A 15,180-nucleotide genomic window follows, 5' to 3' on the forward strand; every position below is an offset into this window, starting at 1 on the left:
CGGGGGAATGCCGTCCCCGCGGATCCCGTTCCCCTCCCCATGACCACCATCGGAATCATCGGCGCCGGGCTCATCGGCAGCCAGCTCGCCCGCCTGTCCACCTCCACCGGCCACGACGTCGTCATCGCGAACTCCCGCGGCCCGGAGACCCTCACCGACCTGATCGACGAGCTGGGCGACCGCGCCCGGGCCGCCACCGTCGAGGAGGTCGCCGAGGCCGGCGAGATCGTCGTCGTGACGATCCCGCTGAAGGCCATCGACACCGTGCCGGTCGCGCCCCTCGCCGGCAAGATCGTGATCGACACCGACAACTACTACCCGGAGCGCGACGGCCACATCGCCGAGCTCGACGACGAGACCACGACCACCGCGGAGATGCTGCAGAGCCGCCTCCCCGAGTCGAAGGTCGTCAAGGCGTTCAACCACATCTACGCGGCCGACCTCGTCGAGCACGGCCAGGCCGCCGGCACGCCCGGCCGGCGCGCGCTCGTGATCGCGGGCGACGACGCCGACGCCAAGGCGACGGTCACCGCGCTCATCGACTCGTTCGGCTACGACGTCGTCGACGCCGGCCCGCTCGCGGAGGGCTGGCGCATCCAGCGCGACACCCCCGGCTACGGCCCGCGCCTCGACGCGGACGGCCTCCGCACCGCCCTCGCGGAGGCGAAGCGCTACCGCGACATGCCGTAGCGGGCCCCGCGTCCCCTCCTCCCCACGGCGATGCCCGCCCTCCCCGCTCCGGCGGCGACGGCGGGCATCGCCATGTCCGGCGGCGCACGGGATACTGGGGACGTGCCCGCCTCCTTCGTCGTCGTCCCCCAATGGCAGGGCTCGGGCTCGTCCCGCGCCATGAGGCTCGCGGACGGGGCGGAGGCGATCCGGGGAGACCTGCCCGCGTCCGCCACGCGCGTCGTCGAGGTGCCCGTCGAGGCGGGCGAGTCGCTCGGCACGGGGATCGACCGCTTCGCGTCGCTGCTGGCCGTGCGCACGCGTCAGGCGGCGGCGCTCGAGGCGGCCTCCGCGTCCGCGACCGGGACGATCGTGACCATCGGCGGCGACTGCGGCGTGGAGCTCGCCTCCATCGCCCACGCGGCGCGCGCGCATCCGGGCCTCGCGGTGGTCTGGCTCGACGCGCACGCCGACCTCAACACCCCCGCGAGCTCGCCGTCCGGCGCCTTCCACGGCATGGTGCTCCGCGCCGTCCTCGGCGAGGGCGTCGACGGGCTCGTGCTGCCGGTCGGCACGGTCACGGCCGACCGCGTCGTGCTCGCCGGGGTGCGCGCGCTCGACGACGCGGAGTCCGACCACGCCGACGCGCAGGGCATCGCCCGGCTGGGCGTCGACGCCGTGGGGCCGGACGCGCTCGTCGCCGCCGTCCGGGCGACCGGGGCGACCGACGTCTACGTGCACGTGGACCTCGACGTGCTCGACCCGGGAGGCATGTCCGGCGTCGGCTACCCGGAGCCGTTCGGGCTCGAGGTTCAGGCGGTGACGGAGTCGATCAAGGCGCTGCGCCGGTCCTTCGAGCTCGCGGGCGCGGGTGTCACCGAGTTCGCGCCCTCCTCCCCCGGTGCCGCGGTGGAGGACATGGGCACGATCCTGCGCATCATCGGGGCGCTGACCGGCCCGGTCTGATCCCCGCCGTGCACGGCTCCCGCGCCTCCCGCGCCTTCCGTTCAGGGTCGCGCCGGGCGCGCCGCCCTGGGAGGCTGGGACGGACCCACGAGGAGACCGCTGTGACCGACGACGCCCGCACCGCATCCGCCCCCGATCCCGCCGTCCCGGCCGCCGACGGCGACGCGCCGCGCGTGCGCGTCGAGCGCCGGGGCCACCTGCTGCTCATCGGCCTCGACCGGCCCGCCAAGCGCAACGCCGCCGACATGCGGATGCTCCGCGAGCTCGCGAGCGCCTACGGCCTGCTCGCGCGCGACCCGGAGCTGCGCGTCGGCGTCGTGCACGCGATCGGCGACCACTTCACGGGCGGGCTCGACCTCGCCGACGTCGCGCCGCACATCGGCCGGGGTCCCGGCGGCGGCCTCGACGCGGTGCCGGAGGACGGCGTCGACCCGTGGCAGATGAGCGGGCCCGCGGTCGGCAAGCCGGTCGTCCTCGCCGTGCAGGGCACGTGCCTCACGCTCGGCGTCGAGCTGGCGCTCGCGAGCGACGTCGTCGTGGCGGCCGCGGGCACGCGCTTCGGGCAGATCGAGGTCGCGCGCGGGATCCTGCCCTTCGGCGGCGCGACCCTCCGCTTCCCCGCGACAGCCGGCTGGGGCGACGCCATGCGGTGGATGCTCACGGGCGACCTCTTCGACGCCGAGGAGGCCAGGCGGATGCGCATCGTGCAGGTCGTCGTGCCCGACGGCGAGCAGCTCGAGGCCGCCGTCGGGATCGCCGAGCGCATCGCCGCGCAGGCGCCGCTCGCCGTCCAGGCGACCCTCCGGAACGCCCGCGCCGCCCTCCGCGAGGGGCACGACGCCGCGGCCGCCGCGCTCCCCGCGGAGCTCGTGCGGCTGGCCGGATCCGAGGACGCGGCCCGCGGCATGCGCGCGGCGGCGACGCGCGCGCCGGCGGAGTTCGTCGGCCGCTGACCCGCACGCCGCCGACCGGCCGGTGACGGCCGCCTCGGAGCGCCCCTCCGACGGGCCGGCGCGTCGGGGGCCGCCGGTAGGGTCAGGACCATGACCTCCTACGACCTCATCGTCATCGGTGCCGGCCCCGTCGGCGAGAACGTCGCCGACCGCGCGAAGCAGGGCGGGCTCTCGGTGCTCGTCGTCGAGTCCGAGCTCGTCGGGGGCGAGTGCTCCTACTGGGCCTGCATGCCCAGCAAGGCGCTGCTCCGCTCCGGCAGCGCCCTCCGCGCGGCGCGCGCCGTCGCCGGATCCCGGGAGGCGGTCACGGGCGAGCTCGACGTCGCCGCGGTGCTGAAGCGCCGCGACTCCTTCACGAGCTCCTGGTCCGACGAGGGGCAGGTGAGCTGGCTCGAGGGCATCGGCATCGACCTCGCGCGCGGGCACGGGCGCATCTCCGGGCCGCGCCGGGTCACCGTCACCGCGCCCGACGGATCCGTCACCGAGCACGAGGCGACCCACGCCGTCGCCGTGAGCACCGGCACCGCGGCGCTCCTCCCCGACATCCCCGGCCTCGCCGAGGCCGAGCCCTGGACCAGCCGCGAGGCGACCAGCGCCGAGATCGTGCCCGCCTCGCTCGTCGTCATCGGCGGCGGCGTCGTCGCCGCCGAGATGGCCACCGCCTACGCGTCGCTCGGCAGCGCCGTCACCCTCGTCGCCCGCAGCGGACTCCTCGGCGGGCAGGAGCCCTTCGCGGGCGAGCTCGTCGGCGACGGCCTCCGCGGGATGGGCGTCGACGTGCGCCTGGGCGCCTCGCCCTCCCGGGTCACACGCGACGGCGACGAGGTGACCGTGGAGCTGTCCGACGGATCCTCCGTCACGGCCGCCGAGGTGCTCGTCGCGACCGGCCGCACCCCGCGCACCGACGACCTGGGGCTCGAGACGGTGGGCCTCGAGCCCGGGGCCTACCTCGACGTGGACGACACCCTGCTCGTCACCGGCGCCGTGAACGCCGAGACGCCGTGGCTGTACAGCGTCGGCGACGTCAACCACCGCGCGCTCCTCACGCACCAGGGCAAGTACCAGGCCCGCGCGGCCGGCGAGGTCATCGCCGCGCGCGCGACCGGCGGCACCGTGGACGACGCGCCCTGGGGTGTCCACGTCGCCACCGCCGACCACCGGGCCGTCCCGCAGGTCACCTTCACGGATCCGGAGGTCGCGAGCGTCGGCCTCACCGCGAAGGCGGCCGAGGACGCCGGGCTCCGCACGCGCGTGGTCGACTACGACCTCGGCGCGGTCGCGGGCTCCAGCCTCCACGCGGACGGCTACGCGGGCCAGGCGCGCATGGTGGTGGACGAGGACCGCGGCGTCATCGTCGGCGCCACCTTCGTCGGCCCGGACGTGGCCGAGCTCCTGCACTCCGCGACCATCGCGGTCGTCGGCGAGGTGCCGCTGACGCGCCTCTGGCACGCGGTCCCCTCCTACCCCACCATCAGCGAGGTGTGGCTCCGCCTGCTCGAGACGTACGGGCGGCCGACCGCGTGATGCGCGCGGGTCTCGGCGCCGTCGCGGGCGCCGTCCGCGGCGTCCTCCTGGACTCCCCCGTCTCGCGCGCTGGCAGCGGCGTCGCGACCGCGGTGGGCCTCGCGATCGGCCTGCCGCTCAGCACGGGCGAGGTGCGCCGCCACGGCCATCTCATCGTGCTGACGGGCCTGCCGTCGTGGGTGTTCGGCCGCGGCGGCACGTGCGTCGGCCGCGTGTACCTCACCCGCGACAACGCGGGTCCCGACGTGCTCGAGCACGAGGCCGTCCACGTCGTCCAGTGGCGGCGGTACGGGCTCCTCATGCCGCTGCTGTACTGGTGGGCGGGGCGGGATCCGCTCCGCAACCGGTTCGAGATCGAGGCGGGGCTGGAGAAGGGCGGGTACCGGTGACGGGTCCGCTCGACGGCCGTACGGTCGTCATCACGGGCGCGAGCTCCGGGATCGGCCGCGTCGCCGCCCGGGAGCTGCACGAGCGCGGGGCCGACGTCGTCGTCGTGGGCCGCGACCCGGAGCGCACGCGCGGCATCGCCGCCGAGCTGGGGGCGCGGCACGTGCTCGCCGACATGGACCGGCTCGCCGACGTGCGCGCCCTCGCGGCGACCCTGCTCGCGACGTGCCCGCGGATCCACGTGCTGGCGCTCAACGCCGGCAGCCTGGTGCCGCGGCGCGCGACCACGGTCGACGGCCACGAGACCACGTTCCAGCGCAACGTCCTCGCGCCGTTCCTCCTCACGCACCTGCTCCTGCCCCGGCTGGAGGAGACGCAGGACGCGCTCAGCGCGGGCGAGAGCCCGGTGCGGGTCATCGGCACCGCGAGCCGGGCGAACCTCTGGGGCCGTGTGCGCCTCGACGACCTCGACTGGCGGAAGCGCCCGTGGCTCGGCGGCTGGCAGGCGTACGGCACCTCGAAGGCGATGATGATCCTCATGATGCGCACCCTCGCCGAGCGCGTCGGGCCGCGCGGCATCGAGGCGCTCTCGTTCCACCCGGGGCTCGTGCGCACGTCGTTCGGGTCCGACAGCACCGTGATGCGGGCGATGCTCGCGCTCTCGATGGGCGCCTACGGCATCTCCGCCGAGGCGGGCGCCGTGCCGCTCGTGCAACTCGCCTCCGTGCCGGACGTCGGGGCGCCGAACGGCACCTACTTCGACCAGCTCACGCCCGACGGGCGGACCACCGCGCAGGCGGCCGACCGTCGGCTCGGCCGGGACCTGTGGGCCGCGCTGGAGCTCGCCGCCGGCATGGACGGATCCGCCCGCCTCTGAGCCAGGACGTCGGGCGTCTCGGCCGCGACCACCCGCTGATCAGGGACGCGGCGACAGCGTCAACGACGGCGTCAGCGCGTCGCGAGCAGGTGCAGCAGGTCGTCGTGGCCGCCGACGTGTCCGTCGAGGAGCACGCTGACCTCGGTGACCGGGTGCTCGTCGGAGATCGGGGCCGTGAACACCATCATCTCGCTGGCCCATGCCCCGACCGCGCGGGCCACCGCGGCCATGGGCGCGGCCGGCTCGCCGTCGACCCCGCGGCCGTCGCGCGCGATCACGGTGACGACCATGCGCGGCGGGTGGATCAGCTCGACCGCGACGGACGCGTCGGGCACCTCCACGAAGACGCTGCCGCGCGTGCACAGGGGCAGCGCCGCGAGAGCGGCCTGCGTCGCGACGAGGCCCGTCTCGTCGGTGACGAGGAGGACCTGGCGCGTGGTGCGCCGACGGGTGCGGGTCGCTCCGGCCATGGTCAGGACCCCTCGGCCGCGCCGGCGCGCCAGTAGCCCATGAAGGCGACCTGGCGGCGGTCGATCCCGGTGTCGCGCACGAGGAAGCGGCGCATGGCCTTGATGCAGCCGGACTCCCCCGCGAGCCACGCGTAGAGCGTCGAGCCCTCGTGGACGACGGGCGCGTCCCAGACGATGGCCTCGGCGTCGTCCTCGGCGAGCGGCTGCGCCTCGTCGGCGAGCGCGACCTCGGGCTCCGCGGCGTCGGGCGCGGCGAGGGCGCCGACCTTCACGTGGCAGTCGACCCAGCGGCGCACGGCCTCCTCGAGGCGGGAGCCGTTCGGGCGGCCGTCGCGCGGCAGCCAGGTGAGGTTCACGCCCTTCGGCACGCGGACGTCGAGGCGGTCGCCCGTGACGGGCACCTCGATGAAGGCGCAGCCGACGGCGTCGTCCGGGAGCGAGGAGAGGATGTTGCAGATGGCGGGGGCGGCGGTCTCGTCGCCCGCGAGGAGCAGCGAGCGGGCGTGACCCGGGTGCCACTCGATGCCGAGGCCGCGCGCGGGGCTCAGGGCGTCGGGGCCGATGACGACGATGTCGTCGCCGACCTGCGCGGCGCCGGCCCAGCGGGAGGCGGGCCCCATGTCGCCGTGGAGCGCGAAGTCGATGTCCAGCTCGCCGAGCTCGCGGCGGACGGCGCGCGACGTGTAGGTGCGGAGCGGGTTGCGCTCGGCGTCGGGGAGGGCGCGCCACCAGGCGAACCAGTCGTCGCCGCCCACGCCGGTGAGGTCGGGCAGGCCGTGCTCGGCCACGGGCAGCAGCAGCTTGATCCGCTGGTCGAGGCACTCGTCGCCGAAGTCGCGGAGGTCGTCGCTCTGGAACGTGATGCGCAGGAACGTGGGGCTGAGGCGCTGGGTGCGCGCGACCCGGGCCGCGAACGGCCGGTACGCCGGGCGCTCCGCCTCGGGGGCCTGGACCGCGGGTTGCTCCTCGACCACGGCCTCGACGGCTGCCGTGCTGCTGGCGAGGGTCGCGGTAGAGGTAAGCACAACCTAAGTATGGCATGCCTTACCTCAGCGGTCGAGGGCGGGCGGGGCTTCCGGGCCGGGATCCACGGGAGGATGTCAGGGTGATCGCCCCCGTCCTCGTCGCCGTGTTCGTGGGCGCCGTGGCGCAGCGGGTCACGGGCCTCGGCTTCGCGCTCGTCGTGGCGCCCGTGCTCGTGATCCTGCTCGGGCCCTTCGACGGGGTGATGATCGTCAACCTCTGCAGCGTGCTCTCGGCGTCGCTGGTCCTCTCGGCCGTGTGGCGGGACGTGGAGTGGCGGCGCTACCGGCTGCTCGCGGGGCCCGCGGTCGTCGGCATCGTGCCGGGCGCGCTGCTCGCCTACCTGCTGCCGGAGCCGGCCCTCGAGATCGGGATCGGCGGCCTGCTGGTCGCCGCGCTCACGACCTCGCTGGCGCTCCGGCGGACGACCCGGGTGATCGACGGCCCCGGCGTGATGGCGGGCTTCGGCTTCTCGGCGGGCGTGATGAACGCGGCGGCCGGCATCGGCGGCCCGAGCGTGAGCGTCTACGCGGTCGTCAGCCGGTGGGAGCAGCGCGGCTTCGCGGCGACGCTGCAGCCGTTCTTCCTCACCACGGGTGCCGTGTCGCTCCTCACGAAGCTCGTGCTGGCGCCGGACCGCTGGCCCGACCTCGGCACGGCGGCCTGGGTCGGCATCGTCGTGACGCTGGTCGCCGGGGTCGGCGCGGGGACGTGGCTGTCGCCTCGGATCCCGACGCGCGGCGCCCGGGCCGCGGTCCTGGTCATCTCGTTCGCCGGCGCGGTCACCGCGATCGTCAAGGGCGTCGACGGGCTCCTCTAGCGGATCCGCCGCGCCTCACCACTGCGGCGGGTGCCGCCGCTGCCAGTGCAGCCGCCGCTCGAGCTGCCGCCCGATGGCGAGGAGCGTCGCCTCCCCGCCCGGCCGGCCGACGAGCTGCACGCCCATCGGCAGGCCGTCGTCGGTGAGGTGCACCGGGAGCGTGATGGCGGGGAGCCCCGTGACGTTGGCGAACGACGTGTAGGGCGTGTACTGCACCTGCTGCGCGAAGTTCCGCTCGCCGTCCTCGGCGTCGTACCAGCCGACCGGCCGTGGCTCGAGGGCCAGCGCGGGCGTGAGCACGGCGTCGACGTGCGCGAACTGCGCGATCACGCTCCGCTCGTAGGCGGCCAGCTGCGCGAGCGCGCGGGCGAGGTTGCGCGCGGAGAGGGCCCGGCCGCGCTCGACGAGCCAGCGCGTGAGCGGCTCGAGGAGCTCGAGGTCGGCGCCCTCGGCGGGGATGCCGGCGGCGCCCGCCTGCCAGATGGTGCGGAACGCGGGCGCGTAGGTGGGGTCGGGGCGGAGCGCGAGGTCCTCGAGGCCGTGGCCCACGGCGGCGAGCTCGCGCACGGCGATCGCGAGCGCCGCGTCCGCGGACGGGTCCCGGACGATCTCGTAGGCGTCGTCCCAGGGCGAGGTCGTCATCACGCCGATCTGGAAGCGCCCCTCCCCGCGGACGGCCGCGCCGAGCAGGTCGCCGTCGGCGTCCTCCGGGGCGCGCAGCGTGAAGCGGTGCGGGATGCGGCCGTTGACCCGGCCGATCATCGCGTCGAGCAGCATCGCCGCGTCCGCCACGCTGCGGGCGAGCGGACCCGGCACGACGAGGCCCGCGAGCGACTCCTGGCCGGATCCCGCGGGCACGAGCCCACGCGACGGCTTGAGGCCGACGAGGCCGGTGGCCGCGGCGGGGATGCGTACGGACCCGCCGCCGTCGGAACCGGGCGCGAACGGCAGGAGCCCCGCGGCGACCGCCACGGCCGCGCCCCCGCTCGATCCGCCGGCGCCGCGCGTGGTGTCCCACGGCGTCCGGGCGGGCGGGGCGACGAGGCTCTCGGTGTACGACGGCAGGCCGAACTCGGGAGCGCTCGTCTTGCCGAGGCTGATCCCGCCGGCGTCGTCGAGCGCCTGCGGCATCGGGTCGGTGCGGTCGGAGACGTGGTCGCGGAAGAGGCGCGAGCCGAACGTGGTGCGGACGCCCGCGCGCTCGGACAGGTCCTTGTCGCCGAACGGGAGGCCCCAGAGCGGCGCGGTGCGGGGCACCTCGCGCTCGACGTGCCGGGCGCGGTCGAGGGCGCGGTCGGCGGTGACGGTCGTGAAGGCGCCGAGGCCCGGATCCAGCCGCTCGATGCGCTCGAGGTAGTGGGTCACGAGCTCGGTCGGGGTGACCTCGCCGCGCTGCAGCTGGTCCCACTGCTCCTGGGCGCTGAGGTGGTGGAGTTCGAACACCGCCCCAGCGTAGGCCGGGCGGATGAGCACGAGGAGCCGTCCGCGGCGCCGGTGGTCGTCGGCGGAGGACGGCCGGGCGTCGTAGCCTGCAATGCCACCGTCCGCTCCGAAGAGAGAGCTCCCCCACCATGGTCCTCCGTGAGACCCAGCTCGTCGAGACGTTCGTCACCCTGACGGACACGCTCGTCGCCGACTACGACACCGCCGACGTCCTCCACACGCTCGTGCACCGGGCCGTCGAGCTGTTCGACGCCGCAGCCGGCGCGATCCACCTCTACGACGGGCAGGACGCGCTGCAGGTCGTCGCCTCGACGAGCCACCGGAGCGAGTTCATCGGCCTCTCGCAGCTCAACGCGGGAGAGGGCCCGTGCCTCGACGCCTGCACCACCGGCCGGCTCGTGACGGTGGAGGACAGCGCGCAGATGCGGCGCCGCTGGCCGCGCTTCACCGCGGCGTCCCGCGAGTCGGGGTACGCCGGGGTCCATGCCATCCCCCTGCGCCTCCGCGACGAGGTCGTGGGGTCGCTGAACCTGTTCCGGGAGACGGAGGGCCCGCTGAACGGCGCGGACGCGCGCGCCGCGCAGGCCCTGGCGGACGTCGCGACGATCAGCGTCCTGCAGCAGCGCACCCTCGACGAGGCGAACTCGGGGCGGCAGCAGCTGCAGCGGGCCCTCGACAGCCGCGTGGTGATCGAGCAGGCGAAGGGCTTCATCGCGCAGGCCCAGGGCATCGACGTGGGTGAGGCCTTCGAGAGGATCCGCGAGCACTCGCGGTCCCACGCGACGAAGATGACGGACGTCGCCCGCTCGATCGTAGACGGGGGCCTCGTGCTCGACGCCCCCGGGGCCCGCACCCTCAGCTGAGCGCGGCCCGCCGCTCCTCGATCCGGAGCACGTCGACGGACGGGGCGGGCACCGGTGGTCCCGGTGCCCGACCCGTCCGCGTCGCGCGGTGTGCTGCGTCCGCCCGGCGTCAGCGGCGCGCGGTCGCCGACGCGCGACGGCGCAGGGCGACGAGCGCGAGGCCGGCGAGCAGCGCCGCGAGCGACGTCCCGAGGACGGGGGCCGTCTCGGATCCGGTGGCCGCCAGGGTCGGCTCCGTGCTCGGCGCGGGCACCACGCCCGTGCCCGACGGGACGACGGAACCGGCGGCCGTGTCGAGCGCGTAGAGCACCGACGCGCCCGTGCTCGGCAGCAGGAACGCGAGCTGGTGCGATCCCGCGGCGAGGTCCGCCGGGACGGTGAAGCGGACGCTCGCGCGGCCCTGCTCGTCGGTGGTGTCGACCACGGCGGCGTCGATCGGCGTGCGCGCGACCTCCTGGCCGTCGATCATCGTCACGACCTCGGTGTCCTGCACGGGCGCGTTCGAGACGAGCAGCGAGGAGAGCTCGTAGGAGCGCTCCTGGCCGGCGCGCGGCGCGGCGCCCGTGGTGTCGACGATCCCGATGGAGCGCGTCGCGGAGTCCGGGTCGACGGGCGAGAACTCGGTGATGTAGTCCACGAAGGCCGTGAGGTCGATGCGGCCCGAGTCGCTCTGCTCGGTCGTGTTGGCGAGCTCCGTGAAGTTGTCGCCGCCCTCCGCGAGGAAGCTGTTCGCGACCATCGTGAAGACGCGCGCGGGATCCACCGGCTCGCCCTGGAAGAACACGCCCGTGATCCGCTCGCCGCGCGCGGCCGTCGGGTCGTACGTGTAGGTCAGGTCGCGCGACAGGCCGAGCTTCAGGAACGGCCGCGACGAGCCCTCGGGCTGCCACTGCTGCTCGAGCACCGCCTTGACGCCCGCGCCGGTGATCTTGGCGGTCGTGAGCGTGTTGGCGAACGGCTGCACGATGGCGGCCTCCTTGTAGGTCACCTCGCCCTCGGCGTCGCCCGCGCCGGAGGACGCGAGGGTGAGGTCCTGGCGGATGCCGCCCGGGTTCATGAAGGCGATCTCGGTGCCGAGGTCCGCCTGCGTGGCCCACAGCTGCGCGTCGGCGACGAGGTTGCCGATGGTGGACTCGCCGCCGCGGTTCTCGGAGCCGTCCGTCTGGCGGGCGCGCGTGATGTCGCCCGAGACCTCGCCGACCGTGCGGCTGCCGATGACCTCGGCCTTCGCGACCGCGTCGTCGACGATGCGCTGCACCGCGGGATCCGCCGGGAACGCCGGCTTCCCCTCCGCCGTGAGGAGCGGCACGAGCTCGGAGGAGATGGAGGTGAGCGCCTTGGTGGCGGGGTCGACCGTGAGCGACAGGTGCCCGAGGTTCGTGCCGTAGCTGCCGGTCTGGAGGACCGGGAGCGGCAGGTCCCTGCCCGCGACGGGCAGCTCGTAGTCGTAGCCGAGGTGCGTGTGGCCGGAGATCACGGCGTCGACGTCGGCCTGCACGCCCGTGACGATGCGGCCGAAGACCGAGTCGTCGGTGAGCGAGGACTCGTCGGAGGTGGACGCGCCCTCGTGCACGACGAGCACCACCACGTCGGCCTCGCCGTTGGCGTCGTCACCGTCGCGGAGCGCGCGGGCGGTCGCGGTGGACGCGTCGACGACGCTGCCCACGTCGATCGTGGCGAGGCCGGCCGGGCTCACGAGCTCGGGCAGGGACTCGGTGGTCGCGCCGACGAAGGCGACGCGCACGCCGCCGATGTCCTGCACGTCGTAGGCCGCGTAGGCGTGCTCCGTCGTGCCCTTCTCGTAGAGGTTCGCGGAGATGTAGGGGAAGTCGGAGGCGGGCACGACGCGGTCGTCGACGTCGTCGCGGCCCTGGTCGAACTCGTGGTTGCCGAGCGTGGACACCGAGACGCCCATGGCGTTCAGCGCATCGAGCGTGGGCTCATCGGCTTGCGACAGCGACGTGAAGGTGCTCGCGCCGATGTTGTCGCCCGCGGAGATCAGGGTGCTGTTCGGGTTCTCGGCCTTCGCCTGCTGGAACGCGCCCGAGATGACGGCGGCGCCCGCGGTCGACGACGTGGTCTCGAGGCGGCCGTGGAAGTCGTTGATCGAGTAGACGTCGATCGCGACGTCCCCCTCGGCGGCGGACGCGGGGGCGGCGCCGAGGCCGAGGACCGCGGTGGCGGAGAGCCCCGCCACGAGGGCGATGGCGCCGTAGCGCGCGGCTCCGGACGGGTGGCGGTGGGCGGCAGGGCGCATGCGGGGACATCCTCGTTCGGGCGGGCGGCGGTGCTCAACACCTTACGGACCTGAGGTTTCCATGGGGTTAACTCCCGCATCCCGCACGGGGCCCGTCGTCGCCGTCAGGCCGCGTCAGCCGCGCACGAGGCCCGCGAGCTCCGCGCGGGTGGAGGCGCCCATCTTCCGCAGCAGGTTCGCGACGTGGAACTTCACGGTGTTCTCGCTGATCCCGAGCGACCCGGCGATGGCGCGGTTGCGGGATCCGCCGGCCACGAGCGCGAGCACCTCCCGCTCGCGGGCGCTGAGGCCCGCCTCCCCCGCGGCGTCGAGGCCCGCGGCGGGCGCGTCGAGCGGCAGCCGCACGGCGATCTCGGACCCCCAGCCGGGCGTCGCCGACACGTCGAGGGTCCCGTCGAGCGCGGCCACGCGGTCGGTGAGGCGGCGGAGCGCGTCGAGGTCGGCGGTGGTGGATCCCGCGCCGTCGTCGCGGATCCCGACGAGGAGGTTGCTGCCGTCGCAGTCCCACTGGATGCGGACGCGCGTCACGTCCGGCTGCTCCACGAGCGCGAGCACGGCGCCGCGGACGATGGCCCGGCCCGCGTGCGCGACCTCGCCGGGCAGCGCGCGGCCGTCCACGGGCGGCTCGACGAACTGCACGTCGAGGTCGCGGAACCGCACGAGCGGGCGGAGGTCGTCGCGGAGCCGGGCGAAGGCGCGGGCGACGGGCTCCTCGCCGAGCGAGCGGTCGCGGTCGCTCGCGGCGCGGAGCTCGACCATGGCGTTGGCCGCGAGGTCGGCGGCGGTCTGGCGGGCGGCCGCGTCGCCCGTGCGGGAGGAGCGCAGCACCGCGAGGAGCGACTCGAGGGTCGCGGCGTGCGCGTCGCCGAGCTCCGCGACGACGCGAGCGCGCTCGGAGGAGACGGCGCGGGCCTCGGCGAGGTAGGCGGGCGGCGCCGCGGCGACCTGCTGTCGGATCCCGTGGGCGACGCTCCGCCACAGCGCCCGGACGAGCGCGCGGGCGGCGGGCACGTCGTCGTGCGCGGCGACGGGATCCACCAGCACGAGGAGCGCGCCCGTGTCGGCCCGCCAGGCGGCGACGGTCCGCGGACGCCCGCCGACGGGGTGCGCGACGGCCCACGCGGTGCCCGTGCCGGCACTCGGCCCGTCGGCGTCGTCGTCGGCGTCGAGGTCGGCGACGTCGAGGCTCGCGAGGATCCGGTCGAGCTCCGCGATGGTCACGTTCTCGACCACCTCGGCCTCGCCCGCCTTCTTGCGCGGGCGGCCGGTGCAGTCCTCGGTGAAGATCACGAGGGCGCGGTGCGCGACCACCGGCTGCAGCAGGCCGGACAGCGCTCCGGCCACCTCCTGCAGGGGCGCGGCGAGCACGTCGTGCAGGCCGTCGAGCAGCGCGACGGGGTCCGCGGCCGGGGAGGCGGCGAACGCGGTCGGACGGGCAGCAGGACGGGCGGAGGGATCGACGGGGTGGGTCCGTGAGGGCATCCTGCCACGGTACGCCCACCCGCTGGCACCCCCGGGAGGCGGGCCGCCCCCTCGGACGGGTAGGCGGATCCACCCGTCGGGTGGGCGACGCCGGGCGCCCGGGAGGAGCACGATCGTCAGGTGACGAACCCGACGCCCGACCCCCGCCCGACCGGCGACGCCCCCGTCGACGTGGCCGCCGCCCTCACGCTCATCTCCGACGAGAACGCCCGCGTCGCCCGCGCGCTCACCTCCCCTGACCTCGCGGCGCGCCTCGACGAGGCCGCCCGCGTGATCCGCGACGGCCGCCGGGTCTTCGCGCTCGGCGCCGGCCGCTCCGGCCTCGCCCTGCGCATGACCGCCATGCGGTTCATGCACCTCGGGCTCGACGCGCACGTCGTCGGCGAGGCCACCTCGCCCGCGATCGAGGAGGGCGACGTCCTCCTGGTCGCGAGCGGATCCGGCACCACGGCCGGCATCGTCGCCGCGGCGGAGACGGCCCACGGCGTCGGCGCCCGCATAGTCGCGCTCACCACGGCCGACGGCTCGCCGCTCGCCGACCTCGCGGACGTGACCGTCCTGATCCCCGCGGCCGCCAAGCAGGACCGCGGCGGCCAGGTCTCGCACCAGTACGCCGGCGGGCTCTTCGAGCTCTCGGTCGCGCTGGTCGGCGACGCCGTGTTCCACGCGCTCTGGCAGGCGTCCGGCCTCTCGGCGGACGAGCTGTGGCCGCGCCACGCGAACCTCGAGTGACCGACGGTCACCCGATCCCCCACCACCACGACACGCATCACGACAGGAAGAGGAACAGCATGAAGCTCCAGGTAGCCATGGACGTGCTCACCACCGCCGACGCTCTCGAGCTGGCCGGCAAGGCCGCGCCGCACGTCGACATCATCGAGCTGGGCACCCCGCTCATCAAGGCCGAGGGCCTCTCCGCGATCACCGCGATCAAGGAGGCGCACCCCGACAAGATCGTCTTCGCCGACCTCAAGACGATGGACGCCGGCGAGCTCGAGGCCGACATCGCGTTCTCCGCGGGCGCCGACCTCGTCACCGTCCTCGGCGTCGCGGGCGACAGCACCATCGCAGGCGCCGTCAAGGCCGCCAAGAAGCACGGCAAGGGCATCGTCGTCGACCTCATCGGCGTCCCCGACAAGGCGAAGCGCGCGAAGGAGGTCACCGAGCTCGGTGCCGAGTTCGTGGAGATGCACGCGGGCCTCGACGAGCAGGCGGAAGACGGCTACACGTTCGGCCACCTGCTCGAGGCCGGCAAGGCGTCCGGCGTGGCGTTCTCCGTCGCGGGCGGCGTGAAGCCCGGCACCATCGGCGACGTGCAGGACGCGGGCGCCGTGGTCGCCGTCGCGGGCGGCGCGATCTACTCCGCCGACGACCCGGCCGCCGCCGCGGCCGAGCTGCGGGCAGCGATCCGCTGACCCACCGCACCACCCGAGCGCCGCGCACCCA

General features: G+C 75.3%; 15 protein-coding genes. 10 read left to right on the plus strand and 5 right to left on the minus strand.

Going from position 1 to position 15,180, the window contains the following annotated elements; genetic code table 11:
- Positions 1-39 precede the first annotated feature (39 nt).
- The 6 genes from QFZ62_RS04945 to QFZ62_RS04970 all read left to right on the plus strand — a co-directional run bounded on the left by QFZ62_RS04945 (position 40) and on the right by QFZ62_RS04970 (position 5,376).
- A complete protein-coding gene (locus tag QFZ62_RS04945; protein WP_307502449.1) occupies positions 40-690 on the plus strand; it encodes an NADPH-dependent F420 reductase in 651 nt (216 codons plus the stop codon).
- Between the two features lie 102 nt (positions 691-792).
- Positions 793-1,635, plus strand: coding sequence for an arginase family protein (locus QFZ62_RS04950; protein WP_307502452.1), 843 nt, complete (start codon positions 793-795; stop codon positions 1,633-1,635).
- Between the two features lie 101 nt (positions 1,636-1,736).
- The gene (locus QFZ62_RS04955; RefSeq protein WP_307502457.1) at positions 1,737-2,588 is read left to right on the plus strand and encodes a crotonase/enoyl-CoA hydratase family protein; all 852 of its coding nucleotides are present in this window, start codon (positions 1,737-1,739) and stop codon (positions 2,586-2,588) included.
- A 90-nt stretch (positions 2,589-2,678) separates the two neighbouring features.
- Positions 2,679-4,112, plus strand: a complete 1,434-nt coding sequence (locus QFZ62_RS04960; RefSeq protein WP_307502460.1) for an NAD(P)/FAD-dependent oxidoreductase — start codon at positions 2,679-2,681, stop codon at positions 4,110-4,112.
- Positions 4,109-4,501 carry a Fe-S oxidoreductase gene (locus QFZ62_RS04965; RefSeq protein ID WP_307502463.1) on the plus strand — a complete coding sequence of 131 codons (393 nt, stop codon included), beginning with the start codon at positions 4,109-4,111 and terminating at the stop codon, positions 4,499-4,501. The genes QFZ62_RS04960 and QFZ62_RS04965 overlap by 4 nt, the downstream gene beginning before the upstream one ends.
- Positions 4,498-5,376: an SDR family NAD(P)-dependent oxidoreductase gene (locus QFZ62_RS04970; RefSeq protein WP_307502464.1), complete on the plus strand. Its 879-nt coding sequence runs from the start codon at positions 4,498-4,500 to the stop codon at positions 5,374-5,376. Before QFZ62_RS04965 ends, QFZ62_RS04970 begins: the two co-directional genes overlap by 4 nt.
- A 71-nt stretch (positions 5,377-5,447) precedes the next feature.
- Here the strand turns inward: QFZ62_RS04970 and QFZ62_RS04975 are convergent, their stop codons facing one another.
- The gene (locus QFZ62_RS04975) at positions 5,448-5,846 is read right to left on the minus strand and encodes an SIP domain-containing protein (protein ID WP_307502467.1); all 399 of its coding nucleotides are present in this window, start codon (positions 5,844-5,846) and stop codon (positions 5,448-5,450) included.
- 2 nt (positions 5,847-5,848) lie between these two features.
- Positions 5,849-6,820 (minus strand): siderophore-interacting protein, encoded by a 972-nt coding sequence (locus tag QFZ62_RS04980; RefSeq protein WP_307507699.1) that lies wholly within the window; start codon positions 6,818-6,820, stop codon positions 5,849-5,851.
- 131 nt (positions 6,821-6,951) lie between these two features.
- On the opposite strand from QFZ62_RS04980, the gene QFZ62_RS04985 reads away from it, so the two are divergent.
- Positions 6,952-7,689 (plus strand): sulfite exporter TauE/SafE family protein, encoded by a 738-nt coding sequence (locus QFZ62_RS04985; RefSeq protein ID WP_307502470.1) that lies wholly within the window; start codon positions 6,952-6,954, stop codon positions 7,687-7,689.
- Positions 7,690-7,704: 15 nt separating this feature from the next.
- Here QFZ62_RS04985 and QFZ62_RS04990 read toward each other — a convergent pair whose 3' ends face one another.
- Positions 7,705-9,132, minus strand: coding sequence for an amidase (locus QFZ62_RS04990; RefSeq protein WP_307502473.1), 1,428 nt, complete (start codon positions 9,130-9,132; stop codon positions 7,705-7,707).
- Positions 9,133-9,260: 128 nt separating this feature from the next.
- Between QFZ62_RS04990 and QFZ62_RS04995 the strand changes: the two genes are divergently transcribed.
- Positions 9,261-9,995 (plus strand): GAF and ANTAR domain-containing protein, encoded by a 735-nt coding sequence (locus QFZ62_RS04995; RefSeq protein WP_307502475.1) that lies wholly within the window; start codon positions 9,261-9,263, stop codon positions 9,993-9,995.
- 109 nt (positions 9,996-10,104) lie between these two features.
- On the opposite strand, the gene QFZ62_RS05000 is transcribed toward QFZ62_RS04995, so the two are convergent.
- A complete protein-coding gene (locus QFZ62_RS05000) occupies positions 10,105-12,252 on the minus strand; it encodes a bifunctional UDP-sugar hydrolase/5'-nucleotidase (protein ID WP_307502478.1) in 2,148 nt (715 codons plus the stop codon).
- Between the two features lie 114 nt (positions 12,253-12,366).
- The gene (locus QFZ62_RS05005; RefSeq protein ID WP_307502480.1) at positions 12,367-13,734 is read right to left on the minus strand and encodes a LuxR C-terminal-related transcriptional regulator; all 1,368 of its coding nucleotides are present in this window, start codon (positions 13,732-13,734) and stop codon (positions 12,367-12,369) included.
- 120 nt (positions 13,735-13,854) lie between these two features.
- Here QFZ62_RS05005 and hxlB point away from each other — a divergent pair, with 120 nt between their 5' ends.
- Both hxlB and hxlA read left to right on the plus strand, forming a co-directional pair.
- Positions 13,855-14,466, plus strand: coding sequence for a 6-phospho-3-hexuloisomerase (gene hxlB, locus QFZ62_RS05010; RefSeq protein ID WP_307502483.1), 612 nt, complete (start codon positions 13,855-13,857; stop codon positions 14,464-14,466).
- Positions 14,467-14,525: 59 nt separating this feature from the next.
- Positions 14,526-15,149, plus strand: coding sequence for a 3-hexulose-6-phosphate synthase (gene hxlA, locus QFZ62_RS05015; RefSeq protein ID WP_307502486.1), 624 nt, complete (start codon positions 14,526-14,528; stop codon positions 15,147-15,149).
- Positions 15,150-15,180: the final 31 nt, after the last annotated feature.

The organism is Clavibacter sp. B3I6, from assembly GCF_030816895.1.
GTDB lineage: Bacteria > Actinomycetota > Actinomycetes > Actinomycetales > Microbacteriaceae > Clavibacter.